This window comes from Micromonospora matsumotoense (assembly GCF_900091525.1).
Classification (GTDB): domain Bacteria; phylum Actinomycetota; class Actinomycetes; order Mycobacteriales; family Micromonosporaceae; genus Micromonospora; species Micromonospora matsumotoensis.
This window is the reverse complement of the sequence record NZ_FMCU01000002.1, coordinates 513,474-540,412: the sequence shown is the minus strand read 5'-3', so window position 1 is coordinate 540,412 and position 26,939 is coordinate 513,474. Positions and strand designations below refer to the sequence as shown.

General features: G+C 74.3%; 18 protein-coding genes and 1 pseudogene. 10 read left to right on the top strand and 9 right to left on the bottom strand.

The annotated features are described in order from the left end of the window. Positions 1-97: 97 nt before the first annotated feature. The 3 genes from GA0070216_RS06015 to GA0070216_RS06005 all read left to right on the top strand — a co-directional run bounded on the left by GA0070216_RS06015 (position 98) and on the right by GA0070216_RS06005 (position 4,156). Complete coding sequence (locus tag GA0070216_RS06015; protein ID WP_091240969.1) at positions 98-1,756, top strand: NAD(P)/FAD-dependent oxidoreductase; 1,659 nt, start codon at positions 98-100, stop codon at positions 1,754-1,756. Next, a complete protein-coding gene (locus tag GA0070216_RS06010) occupies positions 1,753-3,189 on the top strand; it encodes an ATP-binding protein (protein WP_091240166.1) in 1,437 nt (478 codons plus the stop codon). Before GA0070216_RS06015 ends, GA0070216_RS06010 begins: the two co-directional genes overlap by 4 nt. Positions 3,190-3,418: 229 nt before the next feature. Continuing rightward, positions 3,419-4,156, top strand: coding sequence for a MerR family transcriptional regulator (locus GA0070216_RS06005; protein WP_091240163.1), 738 nt, complete (start codon positions 3,419-3,421; stop codon positions 4,154-4,156). Between the two features lie 61 nt (positions 4,157-4,217). On the opposite strand, the gene GA0070216_RS06000 is transcribed toward GA0070216_RS06005, so the two are convergent. The 5 genes and pseudogenes from GA0070216_RS06000 to GA0070216_RS05975 form a co-directional block, all read right to left on the bottom strand. Then, the gene (locus tag GA0070216_RS06000) at positions 4,218-7,070 is read right to left on the bottom strand and encodes an ATP-binding protein (RefSeq protein ID WP_281190402.1); all 2,853 of its coding nucleotides are present in this window, start codon (positions 7,068-7,070) and stop codon (positions 4,218-4,220) included. 194 nt (positions 7,071-7,264) lie between these two features. Then, positions 7,265-7,840 (bottom strand): DUF305 domain-containing protein, encoded by a 576-nt coding sequence (locus GA0070216_RS05995; RefSeq protein ID WP_091240156.1) that lies wholly within the window; start codon positions 7,838-7,840, stop codon positions 7,265-7,267. A 120-nt stretch (positions 7,841-7,960) separates the two neighbouring features. After that, positions 7,961-8,719: a lytic polysaccharide monooxygenase gene (locus GA0070216_RS05990; protein ID WP_091240153.1), complete on the bottom strand. Its 759-nt coding sequence runs from the start codon at positions 8,717-8,719 to the stop codon at positions 7,961-7,963. Positions 8,720-9,252: 533 nt separating this feature from the next. Beyond that, a pseudogene (locus GA0070216_RS36555) lies at positions 9,253-9,881 on the bottom strand (MFS transporter); the annotation flags it as partial. Between the two features lie 252 nt (positions 9,882-10,133). Next, the gene (locus GA0070216_RS05975; protein WP_091240149.1) at positions 10,134-10,826 is read right to left on the bottom strand and encodes a TetR/AcrR family transcriptional regulator; all 693 of its coding nucleotides are present in this window, start codon (positions 10,824-10,826) and stop codon (positions 10,134-10,136) included. 157 nt (positions 10,827-10,983) lie between these two features. On the opposite strand from GA0070216_RS05975, the gene GA0070216_RS05970 reads away from it, so the two are divergent. Together GA0070216_RS05970 and GA0070216_RS05965 are read left to right on the top strand one after the other, a co-directional pair. Then, positions 10,984-12,150: an acyl-CoA dehydrogenase family protein gene (locus tag GA0070216_RS05970; RefSeq protein ID WP_091240146.1), complete on the top strand. Its 1,167-nt coding sequence runs from the start codon at positions 10,984-10,986 to the stop codon at positions 12,148-12,150. Then, positions 12,140-13,279 (top strand): CaiB/BaiF CoA transferase family protein, encoded by a 1,140-nt coding sequence (locus GA0070216_RS05965; protein ID WP_091240143.1) that lies wholly within the window; start codon positions 12,140-12,142, stop codon positions 13,277-13,279. Before GA0070216_RS05970 ends, GA0070216_RS05965 begins: the two co-directional genes overlap by 11 nt. Positions 13,280-13,451: 172 nt before the next feature. On the opposite strand, the gene GA0070216_RS05960 is transcribed toward GA0070216_RS05965, so the two are convergent. Further along, the gene (locus GA0070216_RS05960) at positions 13,452-14,099 is read right to left on the bottom strand and encodes a DUF2238 domain-containing protein (protein WP_245722327.1); all 648 of its coding nucleotides are present in this window, start codon (positions 14,097-14,099) and stop codon (positions 13,452-13,454) included. Between the two features lie 243 nt (positions 14,100-14,342). Between GA0070216_RS05960 and GA0070216_RS05955 the strand changes: the two genes are divergently transcribed. From GA0070216_RS05955 to GA0070216_RS05945, 3 genes are all read left to right on the top strand, one after another. Next, the gene (locus GA0070216_RS05955) at positions 14,343-15,953 is read left to right on the top strand and encodes an RICIN domain-containing protein (protein WP_091240140.1); all 1,611 of its coding nucleotides are present in this window, start codon (positions 14,343-14,345) and stop codon (positions 15,951-15,953) included. A gap of 151 nt (positions 15,954-16,104) precedes the next feature. After that, the gene (locus GA0070216_RS05950; RefSeq protein ID WP_091240964.1) at positions 16,105-17,085 is read left to right on the top strand and encodes an ATP-binding cassette domain-containing protein; all 981 of its coding nucleotides are present in this window, start codon (positions 16,105-16,107) and stop codon (positions 17,083-17,085) included. Further along, the gene (locus GA0070216_RS05945) at positions 17,082-17,909 is read left to right on the top strand and encodes an ABC transporter permease (protein ID WP_091240136.1); all 828 of its coding nucleotides are present in this window, start codon (positions 17,082-17,084) and stop codon (positions 17,907-17,909) included. Before GA0070216_RS05950 ends, GA0070216_RS05945 begins: the two co-directional genes overlap by 4 nt. Here GA0070216_RS05945 and GA0070216_RS05940 read toward each other — a convergent pair. Together GA0070216_RS05940 and GA0070216_RS05935 are read right to left on the bottom strand one after the other, a co-directional pair. Beyond that, positions 17,869-21,093 (bottom strand): ATP-binding protein, encoded by a 3,225-nt coding sequence (locus tag GA0070216_RS05940; protein WP_091240133.1) that lies wholly within the window; start codon positions 21,091-21,093, stop codon positions 17,869-17,871. The two genes, GA0070216_RS05945 and GA0070216_RS05940, sit on opposite strands and share 41 nt — an antisense overlap. Before the next feature lie 47 nt (positions 21,094-21,140). Next, positions 21,141-22,271 carry a hypothetical protein gene (locus GA0070216_RS05935; protein ID WP_176738848.1) on the bottom strand — a complete coding sequence of 377 codons (1,131 nt, stop codon included), beginning with the start codon at positions 22,269-22,271 and terminating at the stop codon, positions 21,141-21,143. Between the two features lie 187 nt (positions 22,272-22,458). Between GA0070216_RS05935 and GA0070216_RS05930 the strand changes: the two genes are divergently transcribed. Together GA0070216_RS05930 and GA0070216_RS05925 are read left to right on the top strand one after the other, a co-directional pair. After that, positions 22,459-24,201: an ABC transporter ATP-binding protein gene (locus tag GA0070216_RS05930; protein ID WP_091240130.1), complete on the top strand. Its 1,743-nt coding sequence runs from the start codon at positions 22,459-22,461 to the stop codon at positions 24,199-24,201. After that, positions 24,198-25,931: an ABC transporter ATP-binding protein gene (locus GA0070216_RS05925; RefSeq protein WP_091240127.1), complete on the top strand. Its 1,734-nt coding sequence runs from the start codon at positions 24,198-24,200 to the stop codon at positions 25,929-25,931. The genes GA0070216_RS05930 and GA0070216_RS05925 overlap by 4 nt, the downstream gene beginning before the upstream one ends. Positions 25,932-26,187: 256 nt before the next feature. Here the strand turns inward: GA0070216_RS05925 and GA0070216_RS05920 are convergent, their stop codons facing one another. Then, positions 26,188-26,928 (bottom strand): alpha/beta fold hydrolase, encoded by a 741-nt coding sequence (locus GA0070216_RS05920; protein WP_091240124.1) that lies wholly within the window; start codon positions 26,926-26,928, stop codon positions 26,188-26,190. Between the last annotated feature and the right edge of the window lie 11 nt (positions 26,929-26,939).

The window sequence follows — 26,939 nt, the reverse complement described above, 5'->3', positions numbered from 1 at the left end:
CCGAGGAAAGCCAACGGATAACGCCACGGACACCCGCCGCCGGACCGCCATCGGCGGCGCGGCGGCCCGGACCGCCGGCTGTGCTTACATGGGCACCATGGCACAGCCGGTGATCCTCACCATCGACGACGACCCCGCCGTCTCCCGGGCCGTGGCCCGGGACATCCGCCGCCGGTACGGCGACCGGTACCGGGTGGTCCGGGCCGACTCCGGCTCCGGCGGGCTGGACGCGCTGCGGGAGATCAAGCTGCGCGGTGAACGGGTGGCGGTGCTGCTGGCCGACTACCGGATGCCCGAGATGAACGGGATCCAGTTCCTGGAGGCCGCGATGGACCTCTTCCCGGCCGCCCGCCGGGTGCTGCTGACCGCGTACGCCGACACCGACGCGGCGATCGACGCGATCAACGTGGTCGACCTGGACCACTACCTGCTCAAGCCGTGGCACCCGCCGGAGGAGAAGCTCTACCCGGTGGTCGACACCCTGCTGGAAGCCTGGGCGGCCAGCCCCGACCAGGCCAGCGACGAGATCCGGGTGGTCGGGCACCGCTGGTCGGCGCCGTCGTTCGCGGTCCGGGACTTCCTTGCCCGCAACCTGGTGCCCTACCGCTGGCTGCTCACCGACGACCCGGAGGGCGGCCGGCTGCTCGCCGCCGCCGGGGCCGACGCGACCGACGTACCGCTGGTGGTCACGCCGGACGGCAAGGCGCTGGTCGCCCCGACGGAGGCGGAACTGGCCGCGGTGGCCGGGCTCACCGTCGCCCCGGCAGCCGACTTCTACGACCTGGTGGTGGTCGGTGGCGGGCCGGCCGGGCTCGGTGCCGCCGTCTACGGGGCCTCGGAGGGGCTGCGCACCGTGCTGGTGGAGCGGCGGGCCACCGGCGGCCAGGCCGGGCAGAGCAGCCGGATCGAGAACTACCTCGGCTTCCCCGACGGGGTGTCCGGCGCCCAGCTCACCGACCGGGCCCGCCGGCAGGCGCTGAAGTTCGGTGCGGAGTTGCTCAGCACCCGCGAGGTGGTGGGGCTGGAGAGCGCCGGGGCGGCCCGGCTGCTGCACTTCGGCGACGGCAGCACCATCGCCGCGCACACGGTGGTGCTCGCCACCGGAGTGTCCTACCGGGTGCTCGACGCGCCCGGTCTGGCCGACCTGACCGGTCTGGGGGTGTTCTACGGCGCGGCGTCCACCGAGGCCCCGAGCTGCGTCGACCAGGACGTCTGGATCGTCGGCGGGGCCAACTCGGCCGGCCAGGCGGCGGTGCACTTCTCCCGGTACGCCAGCCGGGTGCACCTGCTGATCCGGGGCGCCGACCTCACCGCGTCGATGTCGTCGTACCTGATCCAGCAGTTGGAGCGCAACGACCGGATCGTGGTGCACCCGCACACCGAGGTGGTCGGCGGCGCGGGTGACGGGCATCTGGAACGGCTGCGGCTGCGCGACACCCGCAGTGGCGACGTCCGCGAGGTGGACGCCTCCTGGTTGTTCATCTTCATCGGCGCGGAGCCACGCACCGAGTGGCTGGACGGGGTGCTGGCCCGCGACGAGCGGGGCTTCATCGTCGCGGGTCCCGACCTCACCGCGGGCGGCCGGAAACCACCCGGCTGGACCCTCGCCCGCGACCCGTACCACCTGGAGTCGAGCCTGCCGGGGGTGTTCGCCGCCGGTGACGTGCGGGCCTCGTCGGTCAAGCGGGTCGCCTCGGCGGTCGGTGAGGGCGCGATGGCCGTCTCGCTGGTACACCGCTATCTGGAGGCACAGTGAGCGACACCGACGAACGACTCACCCCGGACCAGCTACGGGAGCTGTTCCTCTTCGCCGCCCTCGACCCCGAACAGCTCGACTGGCTGGCCGAGCACGGCCGGGTCGAGCAGCGGGCCGGCGGCACCGTCGTCTATGCCGAGGGTGAGCCGGCGAGCTGCTTCTTCACCCTGCTGTCCGGCACGGTGTCGATGAGTCGGCGGGTGCACGGCGACGACCTGGAGGTCAACCGCACCGACCAGCGCGGGGTGTACGGCGGAGCCACCCAGGCGTACCTGGGCGGGCAGGTCGACCAGGTCTACCTGAACACCCTGCGGGCGATCACCGACGCCGAGTTCCTGGTGCTGCCCGCCGAGACGTTCGCCCACGCGGTGCGGACCTGGTTCCCGATGGCGATGCACCTGCTGGAGGGGCTGTTCTTCGGGATGCGGGACACCCAGACCATCATCGGCGAACGGGAACGGCTGCTCGCCCTGGGCTCGTTGTCCGCCGGGCTCACCCACGAGCTGAACAACCCGGCCGGCGCGGCCGTACGGGCCACCTCCGCGCTCCGCGACCGGGTCGCCGGGATGCGGCACAAGCTGGCGATGATCGCCGACGGCCGGCTCGACGGCCGCCGGCTGCACACCCTGGTGGAGTTGCAGGAGGAGGCGGTGAAGCGGGCCGCCCGCGCGCCGCAACTGTCCCCGATGGCCGCCAGCGACGCCGAGGACGAGCTGGCCGACTGGCTGGACGAACACCAGGTCACCGCCGGCTGGGACCTGGCGCCGACGCTGGTCGCCGCCGGCCTGGACACCGGCTGGCTGGAGCAGGTACGCGAGGTGGTCGGCCCGCAGGACATGGAGTCGGCGGTGCGGTGGCTGTCGTACACACTGGACACCGAGCAGTTGATGGCCGAGATCGACGACGCGGTCACCCGGATCTCCACCCTGGTCGGCGCGGCCAAGCAGTACTCGCAGCTGGACCGGGCCCCGCACCAGGTGGTGGACGTGCACGACCTGCTCGACGCCACCCTGGTGATGTTCAAGGCGAAGATCCCACCCGGGGTGCGGGTGGTCCGGGAGTACGACCGGGACCTGCCGCCCATCCCGGCGTACGCGGCGGAACTGAACCAGGTGTGGACGAACCTGATCGACAACGCCCTGTCGGCGATGGGCGCGGACGGCGTGCTGACGCTGCGCACCGGGCGGGCCGGCGACCTGTTGACGGTCGAGGTCGCCGACACCGGACCGGGCATTCCCGAGGCGGTCCGGCCGCGCATCTTCGAACCGTTCTTCACCACCAAGGGCGTCGGTGAGGGCACCGGGCTGGGGTTGGACATCTCGTACCGGATCGTGGTCAACAAGCACCACGGAGACATCCGGGTCGACACCGTGCCGGGGTCGACCGTGTTCCGGGTGCTGCTGCCGTTCACCGCGCCCGCCCACGCCGGCTGACCGGTCGGCCCGGCGATCGGGGCAGTAGCGGCGAGATCCGGGCAATACGGAAGGCAGTGATCGCGCAATCACGGAGGATAGTGGTTGATCGCCGGTGCGGACAAGTAGTGGTTCCCCTCCTGTCGCCCGGTAGTTACCCGGCCATACGCTCGGCCCCGGGGAGCCCGCCGTCCGCCGCAACCGGCCGGCAGGTCGCCGTACCCCGTCCCCGACGCCTGCGGAGGCCACCGTGACCATCGACCGGGTGACGACCGGGCCGGCTACCGCCGGCACCGCGGTCGGATACACCGTGGAGGAGCTCGCCCGCAAGGTGGGGATGTCGGCGCGCAACATCCGCGCCCACCAGGCCCGCCGGCTGCTGGCCCCACCGGTGCGCCGAGGTCGGGTCGCGCTCTACGACGACACGCACGTCCGCCGCCTCGAGGCCATCCTGACCCTGCAACGGCAGGGCTTCAACCTGGTCTCCATCGAGGCGATGCTCGGCGTGCGCAACGGCGACGAGGCACCCGACGGACTGACCGCGATGCTGCAACGGCTGGCCACCGAACGGCCCGCGCTGACCCATGCGCTGACCCGGCACGGGGTGATCGGACGGGCCCCGGACGGGACGGTCCGCACCGTACGGCCCCGGCCGCTGCGGGCCGCGCTGGACCTGCACCGGGTGCGGATGGGCACGGTGCCGGCGTTGCAGGCGCTCAGCGAGGTGCTGGACAGCGTCAAGCCCCTCGCCGACGAGCTGGTCGCGGCCGTCACCGCCCGGATGCTGGCCCTCGCCCCCGAACTGGGTGGCGCCGGGTCCCGCCCGTCGTGGTCCGACGCCGACCGGGAGACGATCCTGCTGACCCAGGGTGTGGTCAACGTGCTCACCGAGGCGTTCCGACTGGCCGTGGAGAGCCAGGCCGAGGCGCACGTCGCCGAACTGCTGGAGAATCAGCCCGGCCCCGAGCCGTCCGGCGACAACGGCTGACCCGGGCCCGGGCACGGGGCCGGCGACGACGCACCGGACGGTCGTCCACACCGCCACCCGGTCACCGGTCGGTGTCATCGAAACGGGACACCCAGGCAACCAGACCGGACCGGGACTCCACCCCCGCCTTGCGGTAGATCCGGGTCAGGTGCGCCTCCACGGTGCGCGGGCTGATGTGCAGCTGACGGCCGATCAGCCGGTTGGTGACGCCGGTGGTGGCCAGCCGGGCGATGTGCCACTCCCGGTCGGTCAGTGCGGTCTCGGCGAGCGCCCGCAACGGTCGGGCCAGCCGCAGGGCGACCCGTTCGGTGCCACACCGGGCCGCCAGTTCCAGTGCCCGGTGGCGGGCCCGGGCGGCGGCGGGGCCGCCCTGGTCCACCGCCTCCGACGCCCGGGCGATCGAGACCAGGGCCAGGCTGTGCCGCAGCACCATGCCGGCGGCCCGGAACCGGTCCGCCGCGGCGCGCAGGTAGGGCATGGCCGCCGACACTTCCCCCTGGGCGAGCAGCACCTCCCCGTACGCCGACTCGGCGAAGGCGCGCTGCCCCGGCAGACCGATCAGGTCGGCGGCCGCCAACGCGGCCCGGGCCCGCCGCTGCGCCTCGGGCAGGTCCCCGGCGGCCAGCGCGGCGGTGCAGAGCACTTCGTGCCACATCGGACGCAGGGACGCCTGGAGGCGGGTCAGCCGGCCGTCCCCACCGGCGTCGGTGAGCATCTCCCGACAGGTGGCCGGGTCGCCGGCGAGCAGGGTCGCGGTCGCCAACGCGGTCGCCGCGGTACGTCCGGACCAGCTGTCCAGGTCACTGGCGAGCTCCACCGCGCTGCGGGCCAACGCCACCGCGCGTTCGTCGTCGCGGGGGCCGCCCCGCCAGGCGGTGCCCTGCGCCTCGAAGGCGAGCGCGAAGCTGAGCAGGGAGCGGCTGCCGATCCGGCGGGCGACGGCCCCGGCCTCGGTGGCCAACGCGATCACCGTGCCGAGCTGACCCCGGTGGTAGGCCACCTGACTCCGACCGAGCAGCAGTTGGCAGAGACCGTCGTCGCGGTGGGCGTCGCGGACCAGGGCGATCCCCCGGTCCAGATGCCGGGTGGCGTCGGCGGGTCGCTCCAGGAACAGCTCGGCCAGCCCGAGCGCCAGCAGGCAGTCGGGATGGTCGCGCAGGTCCCGGTCGGGCAGCGCGTCGATGATCGGCACACCCGTGGCGAGCAGCCCGCGGGCGATGTCGACGTCGCCGTCGTGGGCGGCGGCGAGTACGCGTACCGCGAGCAGACCGGCCCGGTCGATGCCGCTGGCCTCGCCGTCGGGTGCACCGCCGGGCACCGGCGAGGGGTGGCCGGACAGGATGCCGACGGCGCCCAGTTCGGTGGCGAGCTGGTACGCCCCGGCGGTCGGCGTCGGCATGCCGATCAGCTCACGGCGGCTGATCGCGGCGGCCTCCGCGTAGTTGCCGAGCAGCCGTTCCACCCGGACCCACTGGGCGACGGCGGCGGCCCGACGGCCGGTCGGGTCGACGGGCAGCTCGGGGACGACCTCCCGCAACAGCGTCCGGCTCTCGGCGAGGTTCCCCGCCTCCCCGGTGATCCGGGCCAGCAGCAGGGTGACGTCGTGCCGGCTGTCGGGGGAGCCGGCCGGTGGCCGCAGTGCGCGCAACGCCGCCCGCAGCCAGCGGACGGCCAGTTCCGGGGCATCGCGGCGGATCTCCCGGGCGGCCCGGCAGAGCACCTCGACGTACGGTTCGACCGGCCGGTCGTGGGGCAGGCCGAGCAGCTGGTCGACCTGTGCCACCCGCTCCGCCGGAGGCGCGCCCCGGGCGAGCAGCGCGGTCAGTGCCCGGTGGTGGGCCTCGACCCGCCAGGCCGGATCGGTGTCCTGACGGACCGCCGAGCGCAGCACCGGATGTCGGAAGGTGAACCGTGCCGTCGCCGGGACGACCCGCAGCAGGTCGCGACGGACCAGCCGCCACGCGGACTCGCCGGCCAGTTGCGCCGGCAGTTGGGCGACCTCGGCGAGCAGTTCCACCGCGCACGGCGTGTCGAACACGGCCGCGGCGCGCAGGCACGCCGTGTCGGCCGGGGGCAGGCCGGCCCATTCGGCGCGCAGGGTGGCCACCGCCCGGTCGGTGAGCCGGGGCGGGCCGGTCGACGGGGCGTCCCGGTCGCCGCCGGCCGGTTCGACGACGGCCAGCGCGGCGAGGTAGCCGGGGTTGCCGGCGGCCCGGTCATGGCGTTCGTCCAGCTCGCCCGGGTCGTCCTGCGGGTACATCTCGACGGTTTCGGCGAGGCTGAGTGGCCCCAGCTCGATCCGCTCCCGACACCCGCCTGCGGGGACGCCGGTGTCGGGCGGGCCGAACGGCATCGCGGTCGCCATCTGCCGGGGCCGGTAGGCCAGGATCAGCAGCAGCGGTGCGGGCACCGGGTAGCGCAGCAGGTGGGTGACGAGCCCGATGGAGGAGACGTCGGCCCAGTGCAGGTCGTCCAGGACGAGGGTCAGCCCGTCCCGGGCAGCCAGGGCGAGCAACCGACGGGCCAGTTGGTAGGTGCGGAACAGCCGCACGTCGACCGGGCCGGCGACACGGGGCAGCAGCGCACCGTCGGGTTCGGCCCCGCCGCCGGGGTGCCGCCGCGGGTCGGCACGGGGCGGCCGGGCGGCGCCGAAGGCGTGCCGGAAGACGTGGAACGGGATGCCCTGCTCGGCCTCCACACCGGTGCCGACGACGAGGGGCAGGGTCGGCGCGCAGCGGGCCAACGCGGCGTGCACCAGGCGGGTCTTGCCGATTCCCGGGTCGCCGACCACCTCGCAGACCACCTGCGTTCCGGTGCGCACGCTGTCGACGTGAGCGGCGCGGATACGCGCGACCTCCGACCGCCGTCCGACGAATGGTGGGCCGGACACCACATTCTCCAGCCCGGCTGCCATCACGCAGATCACGTGCTTTCCCTGCGACACTCCAATGGGGATCGACGGGACTATACCGGGGCCCGAGGAACACGAGGAACATCGATGCCGACGGGCTGGCCGAACGACTCCACCCGCTGGCCGTACGGGTGGTGAAATCAGCCGCTTGCGCTATGGCGACGACGCCGAGGCGTCCACCGGCCGCCGGGCCCGGGTCAGGGTGTGACCCGGGCGACCGGCAGCGCGGTGAGCAGGCGGATCTGCGCGGTACGGGACTCGTCGATGCGTCGGGCCAGGTCGCGGACGGCCGGGGAGGCCGCCAGCGCCAGGTGGGCCCGGGCCAGTTCCGCCGCCTGCCGTTGCTGCGCCACCAGCACCGCCACCAGGACGGCGTCGTATCCGGCGGCCGGGGTGTCCCGCAGCCGGGACACCGGGTCGGGTGCGCCGCTCGGGTCGGGATGCTCGTGCCGGTGCCCGCCGGGGTCCGGCCCGGCGGCGCGGAGCCACTCGCGGGCCTGGGCGACCTCGTCGGTCTCGGTCGCCTCGACGGCGGCGACCAGGGTACGCAGTCCCGGCTGCCGAATCCGCTGTGGCGCGACCCGGACGATGGCCAGGGTCCGCTCCTGGTGGGCCGTCATGGCGTGCAGGAACACCCGGTCGAGTCCGCCGACCACGGTCGACGCACCTGACCCGTTCGACGGGGACGGCACGGGGGTGGCCGGGGATGCGGCGGGCGCGCACCCGGCGAGCAGCAGCACCGCGGCGACCACGACGGCCAGGCGTCGCGGCACACCGCGGGGTCGGTGGCGGCCGGGGCGGGAGCGGTCAACGGTGGACGGTGGACCCCCGACACCCGCCCGCCGAGGCAGGAGCGCGGCTGGTGATCGTCGGTCGGGCACGGTCGACTCCGGTCAGACCTGGGTCCACAGGGCGGGCACGTACGGCGGTTCCCAGCCCGGGATCGCGGTGTGCGCCTGCCGGCACCGGTAGCTCACCGCCTGGTAGGTGACCAGGTCGCCGACCTGGTAGCTGCGACCGGCGGCCCAGGTGCCGCCGACGGTCGGCGAGGGGGCCGGGGTGGTCGGGGGCGGGGTGGTCCGGGTCGGGGTCGGGCCCGGGGTGCGGGTCGGCGTCGGGCTGGGGCTCGGGGTCGGGCCACCGCCGCCGAGTTGCACGTCCACGCAGGCGTAGAAGGCGTTGGCGGTGTCGGAGATGTTCCAGACGGCGAGGATCTTCTGCCGGCCGGAGAAACCGCCCAGGTTGACGGTGTGCGAGACGGTGGCCTCGGGTTGCCGGCCGCCGCCGTCGACGACACCGACCCGGGTGCCGCCGATGAAGTACTCCCAGTTGCTGGTGGCGTGCCGGGCCGTGTTCACCCAGGTGAAGGTGACCGTGCTGCCGACCGGGGTGGCCGGCCAGCCCCGGTCGTCGTCGTCGAGGACGGCGAACTGGGTGATCCCGGCGCTGCAACTACGCAACCCCTTGCGGCCTTCGACGCTCTGCGGCTCGTACCGGATCTGGCCGCAGTCGGGCACCTTCCCCTGGGCGCAGAGGGCCTGGCGGCTGGGTGGGGCGGAGACGTAGCCGTGGGCCTGGGCGGGCGCGGCGAGGCCCAGGGAGGTGACGACGGCACCTGTCGCCACCAGGGGGACGGTGAGGGTTCGACGCATGGGGACTCCTCGAAGCTGGGGGCGGTCGTCGGACGATGGGGACGGGCACCGGCTGCCCTGCGCCGCTCCGCGGGGATAGACGTCAGGCGATTGACTCCACCGTAAATTAAAGTTTGTTAACAGTAAAGTCGGCATACCGTTCTTTCTGCCTGGTCGTGCGTCATCCGAAGGCGAGGTCGGCCCGGTCGGTGCTGGCACGACCCGGGACCGCCCCGGCCCACGACGGGTAACCGCACGCTCATGGAGTGCCGGCCCTCACCCCGGCCGAACTCACCGCCGTGCTGGCCGTCCCGGGCCGCTCCGGCATCGCCGCCCGCTGGCAGCCGGAACGCGCCGAGCTGGACCGGGAACTGCGCGAGGTGCGGGCGCGCGGCTGGGCCCTGGCCGACCAGGACCTGGCCGCCGGCATCCGGTCGGTCGCCACCGCGGCGTCCCGAAGGCCGGCGAAGGAGCCGGCTGGCGAACGCGGGTTGCCCCGAAACGCCGGAGCGGCAGGACGACGAGCAGGGCGATCGCCACCAGGAAACAGCTGGCGTGGCGAAGGTGGCGGCGTTGACGAGGGCGCCGACCAGCATGACCAGCACCAGCCTGGGCCTTGCCAGCTGCGCGATCTCGCCCCGAAGGGACGAGCCGACCGGAGCGCCCCGAGGGCTCGTTGCGACCCGGGCCGGGAGGCCCATGACGACCCCACCGGCGGCGGGCAGGCAGAGCAGGGCGATCGCCCAGAAGGTCGCCCGCCAGCCCAGCAGCATGCCGAGCAACGCACCGCCAGGAACTCCGGCGATGACGGCCACGGTCGTCCCCGAGAGCAGCACCGCCAGCGCACGCCCCTTCCGGTCGGCGGCGACGAGCGTGGCCGCCGTGCTCAGTGCCACCGCGAGGAAGCCGGCGTTGGCCAGGGCGGCGACCACCCGGGTGCCGAGCAGCACCGCGAAGCTCGTGGTGAGAGCGCCCACCACGTGAGCCACGGCGAAGGCCAGCACGAAGCCCAGCAGGCTGGTCCGGGCCGGCCAGCGGCGCGCGAGCGCCGCCATCAGCGGCGCGCCGACGATCATCCCGACGGCGAAGGCCGAGGTCAGAAGCCCGGCGGCCCCGACCGACACGTCGAGGCTCGTGGCGATGTCCGGCACCAGGCCGGCGAGCATGAATTCCGAGTGCCCATGGCGAAGACCGCCAGGGCAAGCAGGTAGAGCGACAGGGGCGCGAGGAGCTCCGAGGTGGGAGAGAACGGGAAGACGTCTCGTCACCACGCGGTCAGCGCCCAGGGGTGCGCGCGACGGTCTCCGGCAGCACGGGCTGCGGGGACGCGGGCGGTGAACTCAGTGGTTCAGGGGGCTGACGGCGTGACCGAAAGCCCCCACCTTGGCTGCCTCAGGGCTCGACATGGCCTGCAACCACTCAGAGCCACCGGTCGTCACGCAACCGGATTCGACCCGGGTGCGGGTCGCCGACCGGGTGCCCCGCAGCAGCCGGCGGCCCACCCCGGACGGTTGCCGACTATCGCCGGGAAGACCTGCTCCACGATGGTCAGCAGGGTGGCGGTCAGCAGCAGGTGCACCTGACCCCGGTCCAGGGTGCCCCGCTGGAGCCACTCCCGGGCGGTCGAGGTGGCCAGCCCGCCGTACGCCCGGATCATGCCGCGCAACTCGGCCCGGTACGCGGTGACGTCGGCCAGCCCCACCGCGACGAGCACGCTGTCCGCCGCGACCTCCTCGGCCCCGGTCAGCACCTGGGCGACGTCGGCGTCGTGGCCCATCCCCCCGGCGGTCACCGCGGCCAGCCAGGAGGTGCGGTGCCGGGAGACCACGTCGAGGAACCAGGTGACGCTGGCATCGACCCGGGTGCGCAGGTCACCGGCCGGCAACCGCTCGACGGCCACCTCGGGGACGGTCACCATCACCCGGATGACCTCCAGATAGAGCTGCTTCTTGGTGCCGAAGTAGTGGTTGATCAGGCCCCGGGCCACCCCGGCCTCGCGGGCGATGTCGGTGGTCGACACGTCCGCGTACGGGCGTACGCCGAACAGCCGCACCGCGCAGGCGAGGATCTGTCCCCGCCGGGCGTCGGGCTCCAGCCGCCGTCGCGGCGATTCCGTGTCGACACTCACCCATCGACCCTATCGGCCGGTCAGCGGCGTGCGCCCCGGGTCGGGCCGGTCCCGCCAGCCGGGCGCAGCGATCGGCGACGGTCGCTGCGGGGTGGCCGCCGCCCGAGAGTGATCAAGGATTGTTGACAGGCCGCCAACAGGGCGTGAGGGTGTATCCATGCCGACGCCTGGACTCGACAACTACACCTCACCGTGGCGCGAGCCCGAGCACGACGACCTCGCCGCACTGGCCCGCAGCTTCTTCACCCGCGAGGTGCTGCCGCACACCGAGCGGCTGCTGGCGCAGGGCCACCCGGACCGCGACCACTACCGGCGCGCCGGTGAACTGGGCCTGCTCGGCCTCTCCGTGCCCGAGGAGTACGGCGGTGGCGGCGGTGGCTTCACCCACGAGGCGGTCCTGCTGCACGAGCAGACACACACCGGGGAGAGCACCCTCGGGCTGGGCGTGCACAGCGGCATCGTCACCGGCTACCTGGTCGCCTACGGCAGCGCGGAACAGCAGCGGCGCTGGCTGCCCGCCCTGTGCCGCGGCGACCTGGTCGGGGCGATCGCGATGACCGAACCGGACGGCGGCTCCGACCTCCAGGCGATGCGGACCCGGGCCGTCCGCGACGGCGACGACTACCTGGTCACCGGGGCCAAGACGTTCATCAGCAACGGCGGCCTCGCCGACCTGCTCATCCTGGCCGTCAAGACCGACCCGGCGCAGCGGGCCGCCAGCATCTCCCTGCTGGTCTGCGAGGTCGGCGACGACCTGGCCGGCTTCCGGCGGGGCCGGCTGCTGTCCAAGATCGGGCTGCACGGCAACGACACCGCCGAGCTGTTCTTCGACGACCTACGGGTGCCGGCGACCCACCTGCTCGGCGGGGCCGAGGGGCTCGGCTTCGGCCAGATGATGCGGCAACTGCCCCAGGAACGCCTGGTCATCGGCATCGGGGCGGTCGCGGCGATGCAGCGGGCGGTGGAGCTGACCACCGCGTACGTCAAGGAACGCACCGCCTTCGGCAAGCCGTTGATCGGCCACCAGAACACCCGGATGGTGCTGGCCGAGTGCGCCACCCGGACCCGGGTCAGCCGGGTCTTCCTCGACGACTGCATCGGCCGGCACGACCGGGGCGAGCTGGACGTGGCCACCGCGGCGATGGCGAAGTCCTGGCTCACCGAGGGGCAGTGCGAGGTCGTCGACCGCTGCCTGCAGCTGTTCGGTGGCTACGGCTACACCACCGAGTACCCGATCGCCCGGATGTACGCCGACGCCCGGGTGCAGAAGATCTACGGCGGCACCAACGAGATCATGAAGGAGCTGATCGCCCGTGCCCTCTGACGCCGGCCCGCCCACCGCCGGGCCACTGGCCGGGGTGCGGGTGGTGGAGCTGGCCAGCCTCGCGCCGGCCCCGTTCGGCTGCATGGTGCTGGCCGACCTCGGCGCCGACGTGGTACGGGTCGACCGGCCGGGCGACCCCGGCCCGGGACGGCTGGCCGCCCCGACGACCGGCCCGCTGCACCGGGGCCGTCGGGTCACCGCCCTCGACCTGAAGTCCCCCGCCGGGGTGGCCGACCTGCTGCGCCTGGTCGAGCAGGCCGACGTGCTGGTCGAGGCGTACCGGCCGGGGGTGGCCGAGCGGCTCGGCTTCGGGCCCCGGGTCTGCCACGACCGCAACCCCCGACTGGTGTACGCCCGGCTGACCGGCTGGGGCCAGGACGGCCCGCTGGCCGCCCGCGCCGGGCACGACATCGACTACATCGCGGTGGCCGGGGCGCTGGAGCCGCTGGGCCGCCCCGGCGAGCGCCCGCACGCCCCGTTGAACCTGCTCGGCGACTTCGGCGGGGGCGGGATGCTGCTCGCCACCGGGGTGCTGGCCGCGCTGCTGGAACGGGAACGCTCCGGCCTCGGGCAGGTGGTCGACGCCGCGATGGTCGACGGGTCGGCGCTGCTCACCGCGTTCCTGCACGGCCTGGTCGCCGCCGGCCGGTGGTCCGCGCCGCGCGGCGGCAACCTGCTCGACGGCGGCGCACCGTTCTACGACACCTACCGCACCGCCGACGACCGGTTCGTGGCGGTGGGCGCGTTGGAGCCGGCGTTCTACGCCGCGCTGCTGGCCGGACTGGGCCTGGCCGACGACCCGGGCCTGCCCGCCCAGTACGACCCGGTCGGCTGGCCGGAGCTACGCCGCCGGTTCACCGCCCGGTTCGCCGAGCGCACCCGCGACGAGTGGGCGGCGCTCTTCGCCGACCTCGACGGGTGTGTCGCACCGGTGCTCGTCCCCACCGAGGCGCACCGCCATCCGCACAACGCCGCCCGGGGCACGTTCGTGCGGGTGGGCGACGAGACGCAACCGGCCCCGGCACCCCGGTTCGCGCGGACACCGACGCCACCACCGCGACCGGCTCCGGACCCGGCGCACCCGCTGGACGTCACCACCGTCCTCGACAGCTGGCCCGACCGTCGGTGACTCGTGAACCCGGCGGTCGGTGAGCTGGGGCCGGCCGTGACCTACCGGGCCGGCCGGCGGTGACCTGCCGGGGGCCGTGACCGGGGCCGGCCGGTCGTGGCCCGGGGTGTGGCCCGCCGGCGGTGTGGCCCTGACCGGCGGCGGTGCAGGGCCGTCCTGCGGTGGGGGGTGGTCAGGGCACCGGGACGGCGGGGGCCGGGCGCACGGGTGTCCCGACCGGCAGTTGGCGGTCGTGCCACCGGCTGAGCAGGAGCAGCGAGGTGACCGCGCCGACCAGCGCGAGGAACATGTCCCACTGGGTGTCCCAGACGTCGCCCTGGGTGCCGAGGAAGTCGTCGGCGGCGGAGCCCCCGGCCACCGAGGACCACCACTCGATCATCTCGAAGATCGCGCTGAAGGCCAGGCAGGCGCAGACCACCAGCGGGGCGAGCCAGCGGCTGCCCCGCAGCGGGGAGCGCCGGACGAGGATCTCGCGGACCAGGATCGCCGGCACGAAGCCCTGCACGAAGTGGCCGAGCCGGTCGTACGGGTTGCGGGAGAGGTCGAGCGCGTCGCGTACCCAGTCGCCGAGCGGAACCCGGGCGTAGGTCCAATGGCCGCCGATGATGAGGATCAGCGCGTGCACCGCCAGCAGGCAGCAGAGCAGGGTGCTCAGCGGGAAGCGCCGCCACACCAGCAGCACCACCGGCACCCCCACGATCACCCAGACCGTCTCCAACAGCCAGGTCAGCCGGTCGTGGGGTCGGATGCCGGACAGCACCAGCGCCCCGACGACGAGACCCAGCAACACCGGGGGGACGAGCGTACGGGCCCGGGTCACGGCGACCACCTGTTCGCATCCGTACGGGCGGCCCAGTCGCCGCCCAGCCGCCGACGATAACAGCGCCGTCGCCGGGCCACCGTCGCCGGCCCGGCCGTTCTCGTGGCGGTGGGACCGGTGTCCCGACCCGGCGGTCCCACCGGCGGTCCGGGCCGGAGAGGGTTTGCCGCACATCCATATGGGTCGATATGGTGCAGGCGGGAACCGCCCGTCCCGGCGCCCCACCGTCCCCGAGGGAGTCCCATGCCACCTGCCACCCGCACCCGAGGTTCCCGCCCCCGGCGGCTCGGCCTGCTCGCCGCCGGCACGCTCGCCCTGGTCGCCGCCGCCACCGCCGTCGCCCCACCGGCCGCCTCGGCGGCCACCGTCGACACCGGGGCCAGCTACGTGCTCGTCAACCGGCACAGCGGCAAGGCGATGGACCTGTACGGCTGGTCCACCGCCGACGGCGCCCCGATCAACCAGTACGCCCGCAACGATCTCGCCGTGCAGCAGTGGCGGTTCGTCGACGTCGGCAGCGGCTACTACCAGATCCGCTCGGCGCACAGCGGCAAGGTTCTGGAACTGCCCAACGCGCTCGACGGCACCGCCCTGGTGCAGAACCCGGCGACCAGCGGCAACACCAGACAACACTTCCGGCTCGTCGACTCCGCCGGCGGCTACGTCCGGTTGCTCAACCGGCACTCCGGCAAGGCCCTCGACGTGTGGGAGAGATCCACCGCCGACGGGGCGATGATCTCGCAGTACCAGGATGTCGACGGCGCGAACCAGCAGTGGCAGCTGGCCCGGCCGGGCGGCACGGCCGACTGCGGCAGCGGCGCCTTCCAGGCCGAGGCGGTGCTCAGCGGCGGCACCTGGACCGTCCGCAACGGCGGGACCACCGTGCACACCGGCACCGACCTGCGGGCCGCCGTGCAGGCCGGGGTGAACAGCCTCACCGCCGGCCGGACCAGCAAGCAACGGGTGGTGGTCCGCGGCTCGGGCACGATGAGTGCCAACTCCCGCATCTCGCTGCCCAGCTACACCACCCTCGACGTGTGCGGCACGATCAACGTCACCGGCACCGGCTCCGGCGACCAGGCGCCCGTCTACTCCCGGGGCACCACCCAGGTCGAGGTGCAGCACCTCACCCTCACCGGCACGCCGCTCTACGGGATCTTTCTGCGCAACGTCACCAACGTCGTGCTCGGGCAACTCGACATGCGGCTCTCCGCCGGCCTCGGCGTCCGCATCGACAACCGGGGCGACACCAGCCAGTGGACCCGCAACGTCCGCATCGACACCGTGTACGTCTCCGGCGCCAGCTCGCACGCGGTGGAGACGTACGGCGTCGACGGGCTGACCATCGGCACCGTCACCGCCCGCAACGTCGGCGAGTCCGGCCTGCTGCTCAACCAGACCATCAACGCCACGGTGTCCACCGTCGACGCCGAGAACGCCGGCACCGGCACCGGGTACGCCGCGTTCCGGATGGCCAACCGCAACGGCCGGATCGGCGACAGTTACCCGACCAACATCCGGGTCGGCACCGTCCGGGCCTGGGGTGGCGGCCGGGGCGTGTTCTGCGTCTCCGAGTCCGGCGGCGCGATCATCGACCGGATCGACATCGCCAACACCGGCAACAACGCCGTGCTCATCGAGAACTGCTACGGCGTGAGCCTGGCGACCAGCGGCGGCACGATCAGCGGCGGCGGCGAGGTGCGGCTGGCCGAACGCACCGAGTTCCCCGGCAACCGGGACCTCACCCTGCGCAACTTCACCCTGGTCAACAACCGGATCGTGGAAAACCCCTGCGCCGACAACCTGACCATCAGCAACGTCACCCTGACCAACTCGACGATCAGCCGCTGCTGAACCGACCGACCCGCGCCCGGGCGGCCCCACCGCCCCGCGGTGGGGCCGCCGCACCATCCCCCCGGGTCTCCGCGCCATCCCCCGGGCCGGCGTCAGCGGGTGTCGGTGCCGTGTCGGCGTGGTGTCGGCCGACCGGCGCACGCTGCACGGCATGACAGCTGAACTGATGATCGAGGCCGAGGGCCTGGTCAAGTCCTTCGGGCGCACCCGGGCGCTGCAAGGGGTGGATCTCGCCGTGCCCCGGGGCACCGTGCTCGGGGTGCTCGGCCCCAACGGGGCCGGCAAGACCACCGCCGTACGCATCCTGTCCACGCTGCTGACCCCGGACGCCGGCACCGCCCGGATCAACGGTCTCGACGTGGTCCGCCAGGCCGAGCGGGTCCGACAGTCCATCGGTCTCACCGGCCAGTACGCCTCGGTCGACGAGGACCTGACCGGGCAGCAGAATCTGGAGCTGTTCGGCACCCTGCTGGAGCTCGGCCGCGTCGGTGCCCGGCGGCGGGCCGTCGAACTGCTCGACTGGTTCGACCTGACCGACGCCGCGCACCGGCCGGCCAAGACCTACTCCGGCGGCATGCGCCGACGGCTGGACCTGGCCGCCAGCCTGGTCGGCTCGCCGGACGTGATCTTCCTGGACGAGCCGACCACCGGCCTCGACCCGGCCAAGCGCGAGGACATGTGGGACGTGGTCCGCTCGCTGGTCGCCAACGGGGCGACCGTGCTGCTCACCACCCAGTACCTGGAGGAGGCCGACGCGCTCGCCGACGCCATCACGGTGATCGACCACGGCCGGGTGATCGCGCACGACACCCCGGACGGGCTCAAGCGGGTCGTCGGCGGCCAGACCCTGGAGGTCCGGCCGGCCGATCCGGCGCACCTGGCCCCGACCGCGGCGATCCTGTCCCGGGTGGGCTCCGGCGCACCCGCCGACGAAGTCCGCAAGGGCGTGCTCGCGGTGCCGGTCACCGACGACTCCGCGTTGACCGAGAGCGTCGCCCGGCTGGCCACCGCCGGCATCGCCGTCACCGAACTCTCGCTGCACCTGCCGAGCCTCGACGAGGTCTTCTTCACCCTCACCGGCCGGACCGCGGCCGACGACGACACCACCACCCGTACGGAGGCCGCCGCATGAGCACCCTGACCGGTACCCCGCCGAGGACGGGTCCGACACTGTCCACGGTCGTGGCGAACCCCCGACCCCTGCGCCTGGTGCGGCACTCGCTGGCGCTGGCCAAGCGCAGCCTGATCAAGACCTGGCGTACCCCCGAGGCGTTGATCGACGTCACCCTGCAACCGGCGTTGTTCCTGGTCATCTTCGTCTACGTCTTCGGCGGCGCGGTGGCCGGCTCCACCCACGACTACCTCCAGTACCTGCTGCCCGGCATCCTGGCGCAGACCATCGCCACCGGGTGCATCGCGATCGGCGTCAACCTCAACACCGACATCGCCAAGGGCATCTTCGACCGGTTCCGGTCCCTGCCCGTCCCCCGGTCCGCACCGCTGCTCGGCGCGGTGCTGGGCGACGTGGTGCGGTACGTGATCGTGACCGTGTCGACCCTGGCGATCGGCTACCTGCTCGGCTTCCGGATCGAGGCCGGCCCACTGCGGGCGCTCGCCGGTTGCCTGCTCGCGGTGTTGTTCGCGCTCTGCCTGAGCTGGCTGCCGGTCTACGTCGGGATGAAGGTCCGCACGCCGGGCGCGGTGCAGGGGGTGATGTTCGCGCTGATCATGCCGCTGAGCTTCGCGTCCAACGTGTTCGTCACCGCCGGCACCCTGCCGGGCTGGATGCAGGCGGTGGTGACGGTCAACCCGTTGACCCACCTGGTGACGGCGATGCGCGGGTTGTTCCTCGGCACCCCGGTCGGCGACCACGTGTGGTGGACGCTGCTGTGGTGCGCCGGCTTCGTGGTGGTGTTCATGCCCCTGGCGCTGCGCGCGTACCGCCGGCGGGTGTGACCCGGCCGAGCAGGTCGTCCATCAGCTCACGGATGCGGGCGGTGGCCGCGATGGGCGGTCGCGCCCGCCACCCGGCCAGCAACGGTTCCCGCCGCTCCTCGCCACCGAGGGCGGCGGCGAGCCGTTCGCCGACGCCGGGCGGGAAGAAGGTCGCCGAGTTGCTGCCCAGCCGGGTGCCGAGCGCGAACAACTCCCGGGCGGTCTCGTCCTCGTCGCGGTACGCAGCGAGTTCGGCGCCACCCAACGCCCACGTCCCGATCACCGGCAGGTCCCGGGAGGACAGGGCTTCCCCGCCGGCCTGGGCCAGCAACCCGGCGGCCCGGGCGTCGACGGCACGCCCGGCGGCCGGCCACACCTCGGCGATCCGCAGGTGCAGCACCGCCACCGCGACCCGCAGCACCACCCGGGGCTGCGGCGTTGGGCCGGCCCAGCCCGCCAACGCCCGGACCACCGCGTCGGCGTGGTCGAGCGCCTCGGCGTACCGGCCGCGTTTCCAGGCGAGCCGGGCCAACCCGAGCGACGCCTGCGCGGTGTCCAACTCCTCCCCCTGCCCGGGCACCGCGGTCTCACCCAGCCGCCGCTCGGCCGCCGTATCGCCGGCCAGGGCGAGCTGCACGTCCAGCAGCACCCGGATCCCCCGGGCGTCCTGGGTAGCGCCGATCAACTCCATGTGGTGGACGCCGCACGCCAGCCACTCGATGGCCCGGCTGCCCTCGCGGGCGGTCAGGCCGTGCCCGACAGCCTGTGCCGCCATCGCCATCCCCCAGTGGTCGCCGGCCGCCTCGAACCGGTGGTAGGCATGCTCGGCGTCGACCACGGCGGTGTCCGGCACACCACCGCTGTCCTGGATCGCCGCGCGGGCGAACAGGCCGAACCCCTGCACGTACGGGTCCGGGTGGGCGATCAGCGCGGTGGTGGCCGGCAGCGACTCGGCCAGGTCGAACCGGTCGAACGCCGGCAGCGCCGAGCTGAGCACCCGATGCCGGGAGGAGATCTCCCCCGGTCGCTCCGCCAGCAGCCGGCGCAGCGCCCGCCGGGCGAGCACGGCGAGCCGGACCGGGCCGCTGATACCGGCGTTGACGATCATCAGCAGGCACATCCAGGCGAGCCGGTCGGCGTCGGGCAGCGGCCGACCGCTGGCCCGGCCGGACAGGATCGCCGAACCCCGTCGCCGGTCGGGGACGTCGAGGTGCAGCAGGCCCCGGGCCCACCCGGAGACCTCCAGGTGCAGGCCCCGCACCGCCCACAGGTGGAACAGCGGGGTGGCGATGTCCACGATGGCCGGCTCGTCGTCGTGCCCGAGCGCCCAGCGCAGGCCGGCGACGAGGTTGTCCTGCTCGACGGCGCACCGGTCGAACGCGTCGAGCTGGTCGGGGCCGGTGAACCGGGCGGCGAGCCCGACCGCCTGTTCCCGGGCCCAGCCGACCAGGCCGGCCATCGCCGCAGGGCGGTCGCCGGCCGCGTCGAGGCGGGCCTCGCCGTACTCGCGGACGGTCTCCAACATCCGGTAGCGGGGCGGCCCGTCCCCCTCGACCAGGGTCAGCAGGGACTGTTCGACAAGCGTCGCCAGGCCACGTCGGACGTCGGGGGTCGCGGCGACGGCGGCCGCGAGGTCGGCGGTGAACGGGGCAGGGATCACCGCGACCCGCTGGAGCAGGTCACGCTCGGCGGGTGCGAGCAGTTCCCGGCTCCAGTCGACCATCGCCCACAGGCTGGCGTGTCGTTCCGGCAGGCCGCGCAGGGCGGCGTCGAGCAGCGCGAACCGATCGGTCAGCCCGGCGAGCACGTCGTCGATGGGCATGTGCCGCAGCCGGGCGGCGGCGAGTTCGAGGGCCAGCGGCAGGTTGTCCAGCCGGTGGCACAGCGCCCGCACCCGGGTGGTGTCCCAGGTGGACACCGCGCCACCGGCGCGGGCCCGGGACTCGATCAGCGCGAGCGCGTCGGCGTCGGGCAGCGCGGTCAGCCGGTGGACCCGCTCGCCGGCCAGGCCCAGCGGGGCCCGGCTGGTCGCCAGCACGGCCACCTCCGGTGGGGTCACCGCAACCAGGTCCGCGACGACGGCCGCCACCGTGTCCAGGACGTGTTCGCAGTTGTCCAGCACGATCAGACCGTCGAGATCCGGCGCCAGGGCACGCAACCGTTCCTCGGGGCTGAGCACCCGACGATCGAGGCCCAGGGTGCCGACGCCGACCGTCGTGGTGTCCGCCCCGCCGAGGGCCGCGAGCACGGTGGGCAGCACCTCCTCGGGCGCCCGCAGGCCGGCGAGTTCGATCACCCGGGCCGGCCGGCCGACTGCCGTCGCCCGGCGTACCACCTCGGCGGCGAGCCGGGTCTTGCCCGCGCCGCCGGTCGCCACGATCGTCACCAGGGCCGCCTCGGCGAGCGCCGCGCCCACCGTCTCGACGTCGCGCTCCCGACCGACCAGGGCGGTCACCGGCCGCCGCCACGCCGCCGGCAGGACGCTGCGCGTCGGCCCAGCCTGGGGCACCCGGCCCGACGACGTGGTCAACTCGCCGCGCAGCAACGCCAGGTGGACCTGGGTGATCACCGGCGACGGGTCGGTGCCGTAGCGGTCGGCCAACTCGGCCCGCAGCCGCTCGATCACCTCCTGGGCCTCGGCGTCGCGCCCCTGGGCGGCGAGCACCCGGACCAGCAGGGCGGCCGACGGTTCGTCGGGTGGGGTACGCGCGACGAGCCGACGCAGATCCTCCTCGTCGTACGGACCCGTGCCGGCCAGTGCCGTCTCGGCGCGCAGCGCGACGACGTCGGCGAGGAGCCGGGTGTGCTCGGCGGTGTCCAGCGCCGGCACCTGCGGGAACAGGGCCCGGGCCCGATCTGCCGTGTCCCGGGCGGCCGGCACGTCACCGGCGCGCAGCGCGGCCCGCCCCCGCTCGACCAGGGACCGGGCCCGTACCGCGTCGACGGTGACCTCGTCGACGGGCAGCCGGTAGCCCCCCGGCACGGCGGCCACCGGCAGCCCGAGCCGGCGTACCCGGGACACCAGGGCCTGCACCGCGCCGGTCGCGTCGTCGGGCGGCGCGCCGTCCCACACCGCGTCCACCAGCAGCGGCGTGGAGACCGCCCGGCCCCGGGCGTCGACGAGCGCCCGGATCACCGCGGCGAGCCGTTCACCCCGGACCGGCCGGCCGTCGACCGCGAGCGGCCCGAGGATGGTGATCTGCACGGGTCCAGCATCCCCCACCCGGATGTCGGGCCGTCGCCCGTCCCGGGTCAGCGGCGGGTGCGCCGCGCCCGCCCGACCGCGACCAGCGCGATCATCAGCAGGCCGACGCCGATCCCCCCGATCCCCAGCAGCAGCGACCGGACGCCACCGCCGCCGGCCCGGGGGTCGGCGGCGGTCGCGTCCGGGGCCGACGGCGACCCATCGGACACCGCCGGGGCGGGCGGCGACCCGGCGGACGGGGACGAACCGGCGGGCGAGGGGGTCGCCGACGGCTGTGGCCGGGCGTAGCGCAGCACCGTCGGCCGGGTGCCCGGGGGTTGGCCGGCGGTCTCGGAGACGGTGAGCAGCGACCGGCCGTCCCGGCTGTAGGTGATCGACTCGCCCTGCGGCTCGTCCGGCAGCGCGACGCCCCGGGGTGTCCCGCCGGTCAGTGCGGCCACCACGTCGCCGTCGGTGACGTCGAACTCGAACGCGTCGGCGTAGGTGCGCAGCACCACCCGACGACCGTCCGGGGCGGTGGCCCCGCCGGTGACCAGCCGACGCCCGAAGAACGAGTACGGGTTCGCGGTCGTGGTGCCCGGCAACCGGAGCTGCCCGGCCCGGGTCAACGGCACCGTCGCGGCGGCCCGCAGCGGCCCGGTCGGGGCGTACAGGCCGGCCTCGCCGCCCTGCTTGGTCACCACCACCGGTCGACCGTCCCCGCCGAGCAGCAGCGCCTCCGCGTCGTGCGGGCCGTCGGGGTACGTCAGGCGGTGCAGCACCGGCCGGCGGGCCCCGGGGGCCAGCTTCCACAGCGCCACCGTCGACCGGGTCCGGTCGTTGTCGCCGATGTCCGCGACCCAGATCGTCCCGTCCGCGCCGACCGCCAGGTCCTCGGTGTCGCGGGGCCGCGACGGGAAGGCCACCGTACGCACCACCGCGCACCGGGCGTCGAGGAAGAAGATCCGCCGCCGGGACGCCTCGTCCGAGCCGTCGTTGACCAGCACGAAGCCCGAGTCGGTGGCCACCATCCCGGAGATCTCGGTCAGCCGCTCGTCACGGATCTGGCACACGGTCGTCGGGGCCGCCGCCCGTGCCGTGCCCGGGAAGGCCACCGACGCGACACCCGGGACGATCGTGAGCACGGCGAGCAGGGCCGGCCAGCCGGCCCGTGCGCGCGTTCCCGCTCGCCGCGTCATCGCTTCTCCCCCGCCGTGCCGTGCCGCCGACGGCGGTCCGCCGTCGAAGATCCGAGGACAGGAGCTTGTCCGGTCACCGTCCGCCGCGTCAATGTCGCCACCGCCGCCGACGGACTGAGGCGTACGCCACCGCGCCGGACGGCCGGACGGGCCGGTGCGCCCGGCCGCCGGTGACTAGCCTGGATCGATGCCCCCACGCCTGCCCCACCAGGACCCGGGCACTCCGGACACGGCCGGGCCGCTGCGGTACATCTGGTGGCTGGTCCGCTGTCAGCCGTGGCGGGTGCTGCGCGGCGCGCTGTTCGGCACCGTCTGGATGGTGGGGCTCGCGGTGCGGCCCCTGCTGATCGCCCGGGCCATCGACGACGGGCTGCGCGCCGGTGACACCGGGGCGCTGCTGGGCTGGGTGGCCGCGATCGTCGTCGCCGGGGCGGCGCTGGCCTGGGCGGGCATCATGCGCCACCGGACGATGACGTTCATCCGGGAGGACGCCAGCGCCCGCTCGGCGGCCGTCCTGCTGCGGCAGCTCGCCCGGATCGGCGCGGTGCTGCCCCGCCGGCTCGCCGCCGGTGACGTCGCCACCGTCGGGGGATACGACATCGTGCGCACCTCGCAGGTGCTCACGCTGACCGGCCCCGGGGTGGGGGCCGTGCTGGCGTACGCGGTGGCCGCCGTGGTGCTCTGGTCGATCGACCCGGTGCTGGCGCTGGTGACGCTGCTCGGGGTGCCGGTGATCGCCGTGGTCATCGGCCCGTTGCTGCGCCGGTTGGAGCGGGCCGAGTCGGTCTACCGGCAGCAGCAGGGTGAGCTGACCACCCGGGCCGACGACATCGTCGCCGGGCTGCGGGTGCTCGCCGGAGTGGGCGGTCGGCACCTGTTCGCCCGCCGGTACGCCGCCCGTTCGCAGCGGCTGCGGGCCGAGGGGTACCGGGTGGGTGCGGTGCTCAGCTGGATCGACGCGCTGACCACAGTCGTCCCCGGGGTCTTCCTGGCGGCGGTGGTGTGGCTGGCCGCCCGGATGGCCGCCGAGGGCGGGATCACCATCGGGCAACTGGTGGCCGTCTACGGCTACGTGGCGGTGCTCATCGTGCCGGTCTGGTTCCTGCTGGAGGGCAGCTACCAGCTGATCCAGGGCCGGGTCGCCGCCCGGCGGATCGTCGGCCTGCTCCGGCTCACCCCCGACCCGGTGGGCGGTCCGGCGACCCGCGCCGCCCCGGCCGGCCCGGCCGGGTTGCACGACCCGGACACCGGCCTGACGGTCGCCCCGGGACAGCTGGTCGGCGTCGCCGCCGACGACCCGGCCGACGCGGTGGCCCTGGCCGACCGGCTGGGCCGGTACGTCACCAGCCAGGTGACCTGGGGCGGGGTGCCGCTGACCAGCGTCGGGCTCGACGAGGTGCGGGCCCGGATCCTGGTCGCCGACCACGACGGGTACCTCTTCGCCGGGACCCTGCGGCAGATCCTCGCCGGCGCCGACGGGACCGTCGACGATGCCCGGATCGGCGCGGCGCTGCACGTGGCGTCGGCCCGCGACGTCGCCGAAGGGCTCCCCGACGGCCTCGGCACGCCGATCGGCGACCGGGCCCGTACCCTCTCCGGCGGCCAGCGGCAACGGGTCCGGCTGGCCCGCGCCCTGCTCGCCGACCCGGAGGTGCTGATCCTGGTCGACCCGACCTCGGCGGTGGACGCGCACACCGAGGCCCGGGTGGCGCAGCGCCTGCGCCAGGCCAGGGCCGGCCGGACGACGGTGTTGCTGAGCACGTCGCCGGTGCTGCTCGGCCACGTCGACACGGTCGCCCACCTGTGCGGTGGCCGGATCACCGGCAGCGGCCCGCACACCGCGCTGCTCGCCGCCGACCCGGGCTACCGACACCTGGTGTCGCGCACCAGCGGTACGGACGACGCCCCGGCGGGACGGCCCGTCCGATGACGAAGCTTCCGGTCGCGGGTCCGACGGTGGTCCGGCGGGCCGCCCGTGACGTGCTCGCCGGCGACCGGCAGGCGGTCGTCGTCGTGCTGGTGCTGCACGGCGCCGCCGCCCTCGCCGGGCTGGCCGCACCGTGGCTGATCGGTCGGATCGTCGACGAGGTCGCGGCCGGCTCGGGTGCCGGCGCGGTGGACCGGTTGGCGCTGGCCATCGGTGGCTGCGTGCTGGCTCAGGGTTTGCTCGCCCGCTACGCCCAGTACGCCGGGCACCGGTTCGGTGAACGGGCCGTGGCCCGGCTCCGCGAGGACTTCGTGACCCGCCTGCTCGGACTGCCCGTCTCGGTGGTCGAGCACGCCGGCACCGGTGACCTGGCCACCCGCAGTTCGGTGGACGTGTCCACGGTGGGCACGATGCTGCGCGACGTGGTGCCGGTGCTGGTCATCGCGGGAACGCAGTTGACGCTGCTGTTCGGCGCGGTGTTCCTGCTGGACCCGCTGCTCGGCCTGGTCGCGCTGGCCGGGTTCCCGTCGATCTGGGCGGCGGTCCACCGGTATCTGCGCCGGGCCACCCCGGCCTACCTGGCCGAGGGGGCGGCGACGGCGGAGCTGACCGAGGCGCTGACCACGACCGCCGAAGGCGCACGCACCATCGAGGCGCTGCGGCTGGGCCATGACCGGGTCGCCCACGGCACCGCCCGCATCGGCGCGGTCTGGGCCACCCGGCGGGCCACCCTCGCGCTGCGGTCGGTGTTCTTTCCGGTGGTGGAGGGCAGCTATCCGATCCCGATCGCCGCCGTGCTGCTCACCGGGGGTTTCCTGCTGTCGCGAGGGCGGGTCAGCCTGGGTGAGGTGGTCGCCGCCGCGCTCTACCTGCAACAGGCGATCGACCCGCTGGACCGGCTGCTGCTGTGGGTGGAGCAGGCGCAGCGCGGCATCGCCTCGTTCGCCCGGGTGCTCGGTGTCGGCCAGGTGCCACCCGAGCCACGCGGCCGGGCGGCCCTGCCCGCCGGGCGGGCGGTGGAGGTGCGCGGGGTGACGTTCCGCTATGCGGACGGCCCGCAGGTGCTGCACGGCATCGGCCTGACGGTCACCCCGGGGGAACGGATCGCCGTGGTCGGCCCGTCCGGTGCCGGCAAGTCCACGCTGGCCCGGCTGCTCGCCGGGATCGACGTGCCCGACCAGGGTGTGGTGAGCCTCGGTGGGGTCCCGGTCACCGACCTCGACCCGACCGAACGACGCCGCCGGATCGCCCTGGTCACCCAGGAACACCACGTCTTCATCGGCTCGCTGCGCGACAACCTGGCGTTCGCCGCGCCGGGCGTCACCGACACCCAACTGCGGGCCGCACTGGCCGCGGTGGGTGCCGACTGGTACGCCGACCTGCCGGACGGTCTCGACACCCCGCTCGGCGACGGGGTGCGGGAGATCGGCCCCGCCGACGCCCAGCAGTTGGCGCTGGCCCGGATCGTCCTCGCCGACCCGGACACCCTCATCCTCGACGAGGCGACCGCCGCGCTGGACCCGACGACCGCCCGGCGCACCGAACGGGCGCTCGGCGCGGTGCTGGCCGGCCGGACGGTCATCGCCATCGCGCACCGGCTCAACACCGCGCACGACGCCGACCGGGTGGCGGTGCTGGAGGACGGCCGGATCACCGAGATCGGCCGGCACGACGACCTGGTCGCCGCCGACGGCGTCTACGCGTCCCTGTGGCGTTCCTGGCACGGCGGCTGATCCGGCCCTGCCGCTGAGGAGGGCTCCCCCGCCTGGCCCGTCGCGCGTCGGGTGATCTCAGCAGGAATCCGGTAGGTATCACGGCCGAGCTTGCTCTGCGATCAACGACAGTCAGTCATGATGGTCGACCCGGCGGCGTCCGGATCTAGCCGAGTTGAGGACGTCGCCGTGGGTGGCATGGCCGGGTCGTTCGGTTCCGTCGTCGACCGCTCACCGCTGCCGGGTGAGCTGGTGGTTGGTCACCCGGCAGCGGCGGTTACGCCGTCAACGGCGCGTGGTGCAGGATCGCGGCCAGCTCGACCGGCCGGTTGAGCATCGGCCAGTGCCAGGTCGGTAGTTCCTCAAAGCGCCACACGTCGCCGGCCATGTGGCGGTACAGCGGCATTGTCGCCGCCATTCCCTGCGCCTGCTCGGCGGTGAAGCTCGACAGCACGCCGAGTCTGGGCAGACTCTCCCATGCCCCGGTCAGCCGGACCGGGGCGGTGGCGGTCGCCCACGGCTGGTCGACCGACCGCTCGTGCAGCAACGCGACGATCGAGTCATCTACGTCGGGCACACTGGCGGCCACGTCGGTCCAGGATGGCGGCGGCAGCCGCCACCCCGCACCGTGGTCGGCCACCAATGCCGCGTTGCGCTCGCGCTCGGCCGGCGGGGTGAACTCGACCTGGGCCACCCCGTCGGGCAGCGGGCCGGTGTCGACATAGACCAACTGGGCGACGCGGTCGGTGACCCGGTCGGCAGCCGCGGTGACGACGCTACCGGCGTAGCTGTGCCCCACGAGTACCACGTCGCGAAGGCCCTCGTAGCGCAGGAGATTGACCACGTCGGTGACGTGGACGTCGAGGTCGGTGTCGGGACGACCCAGGTGGGCCCGCTCCCCGAGGCCGGTCAGGCTGATCGGGTACACGTCATGGCCGTGCCGGCGCAGTTCAGCGGCCGTCGACTGCCAGGCCCAGGCGCCGAGCCAGAACCCCGGGACCAGTACGAATGTCGTCATGCCCGGCACGC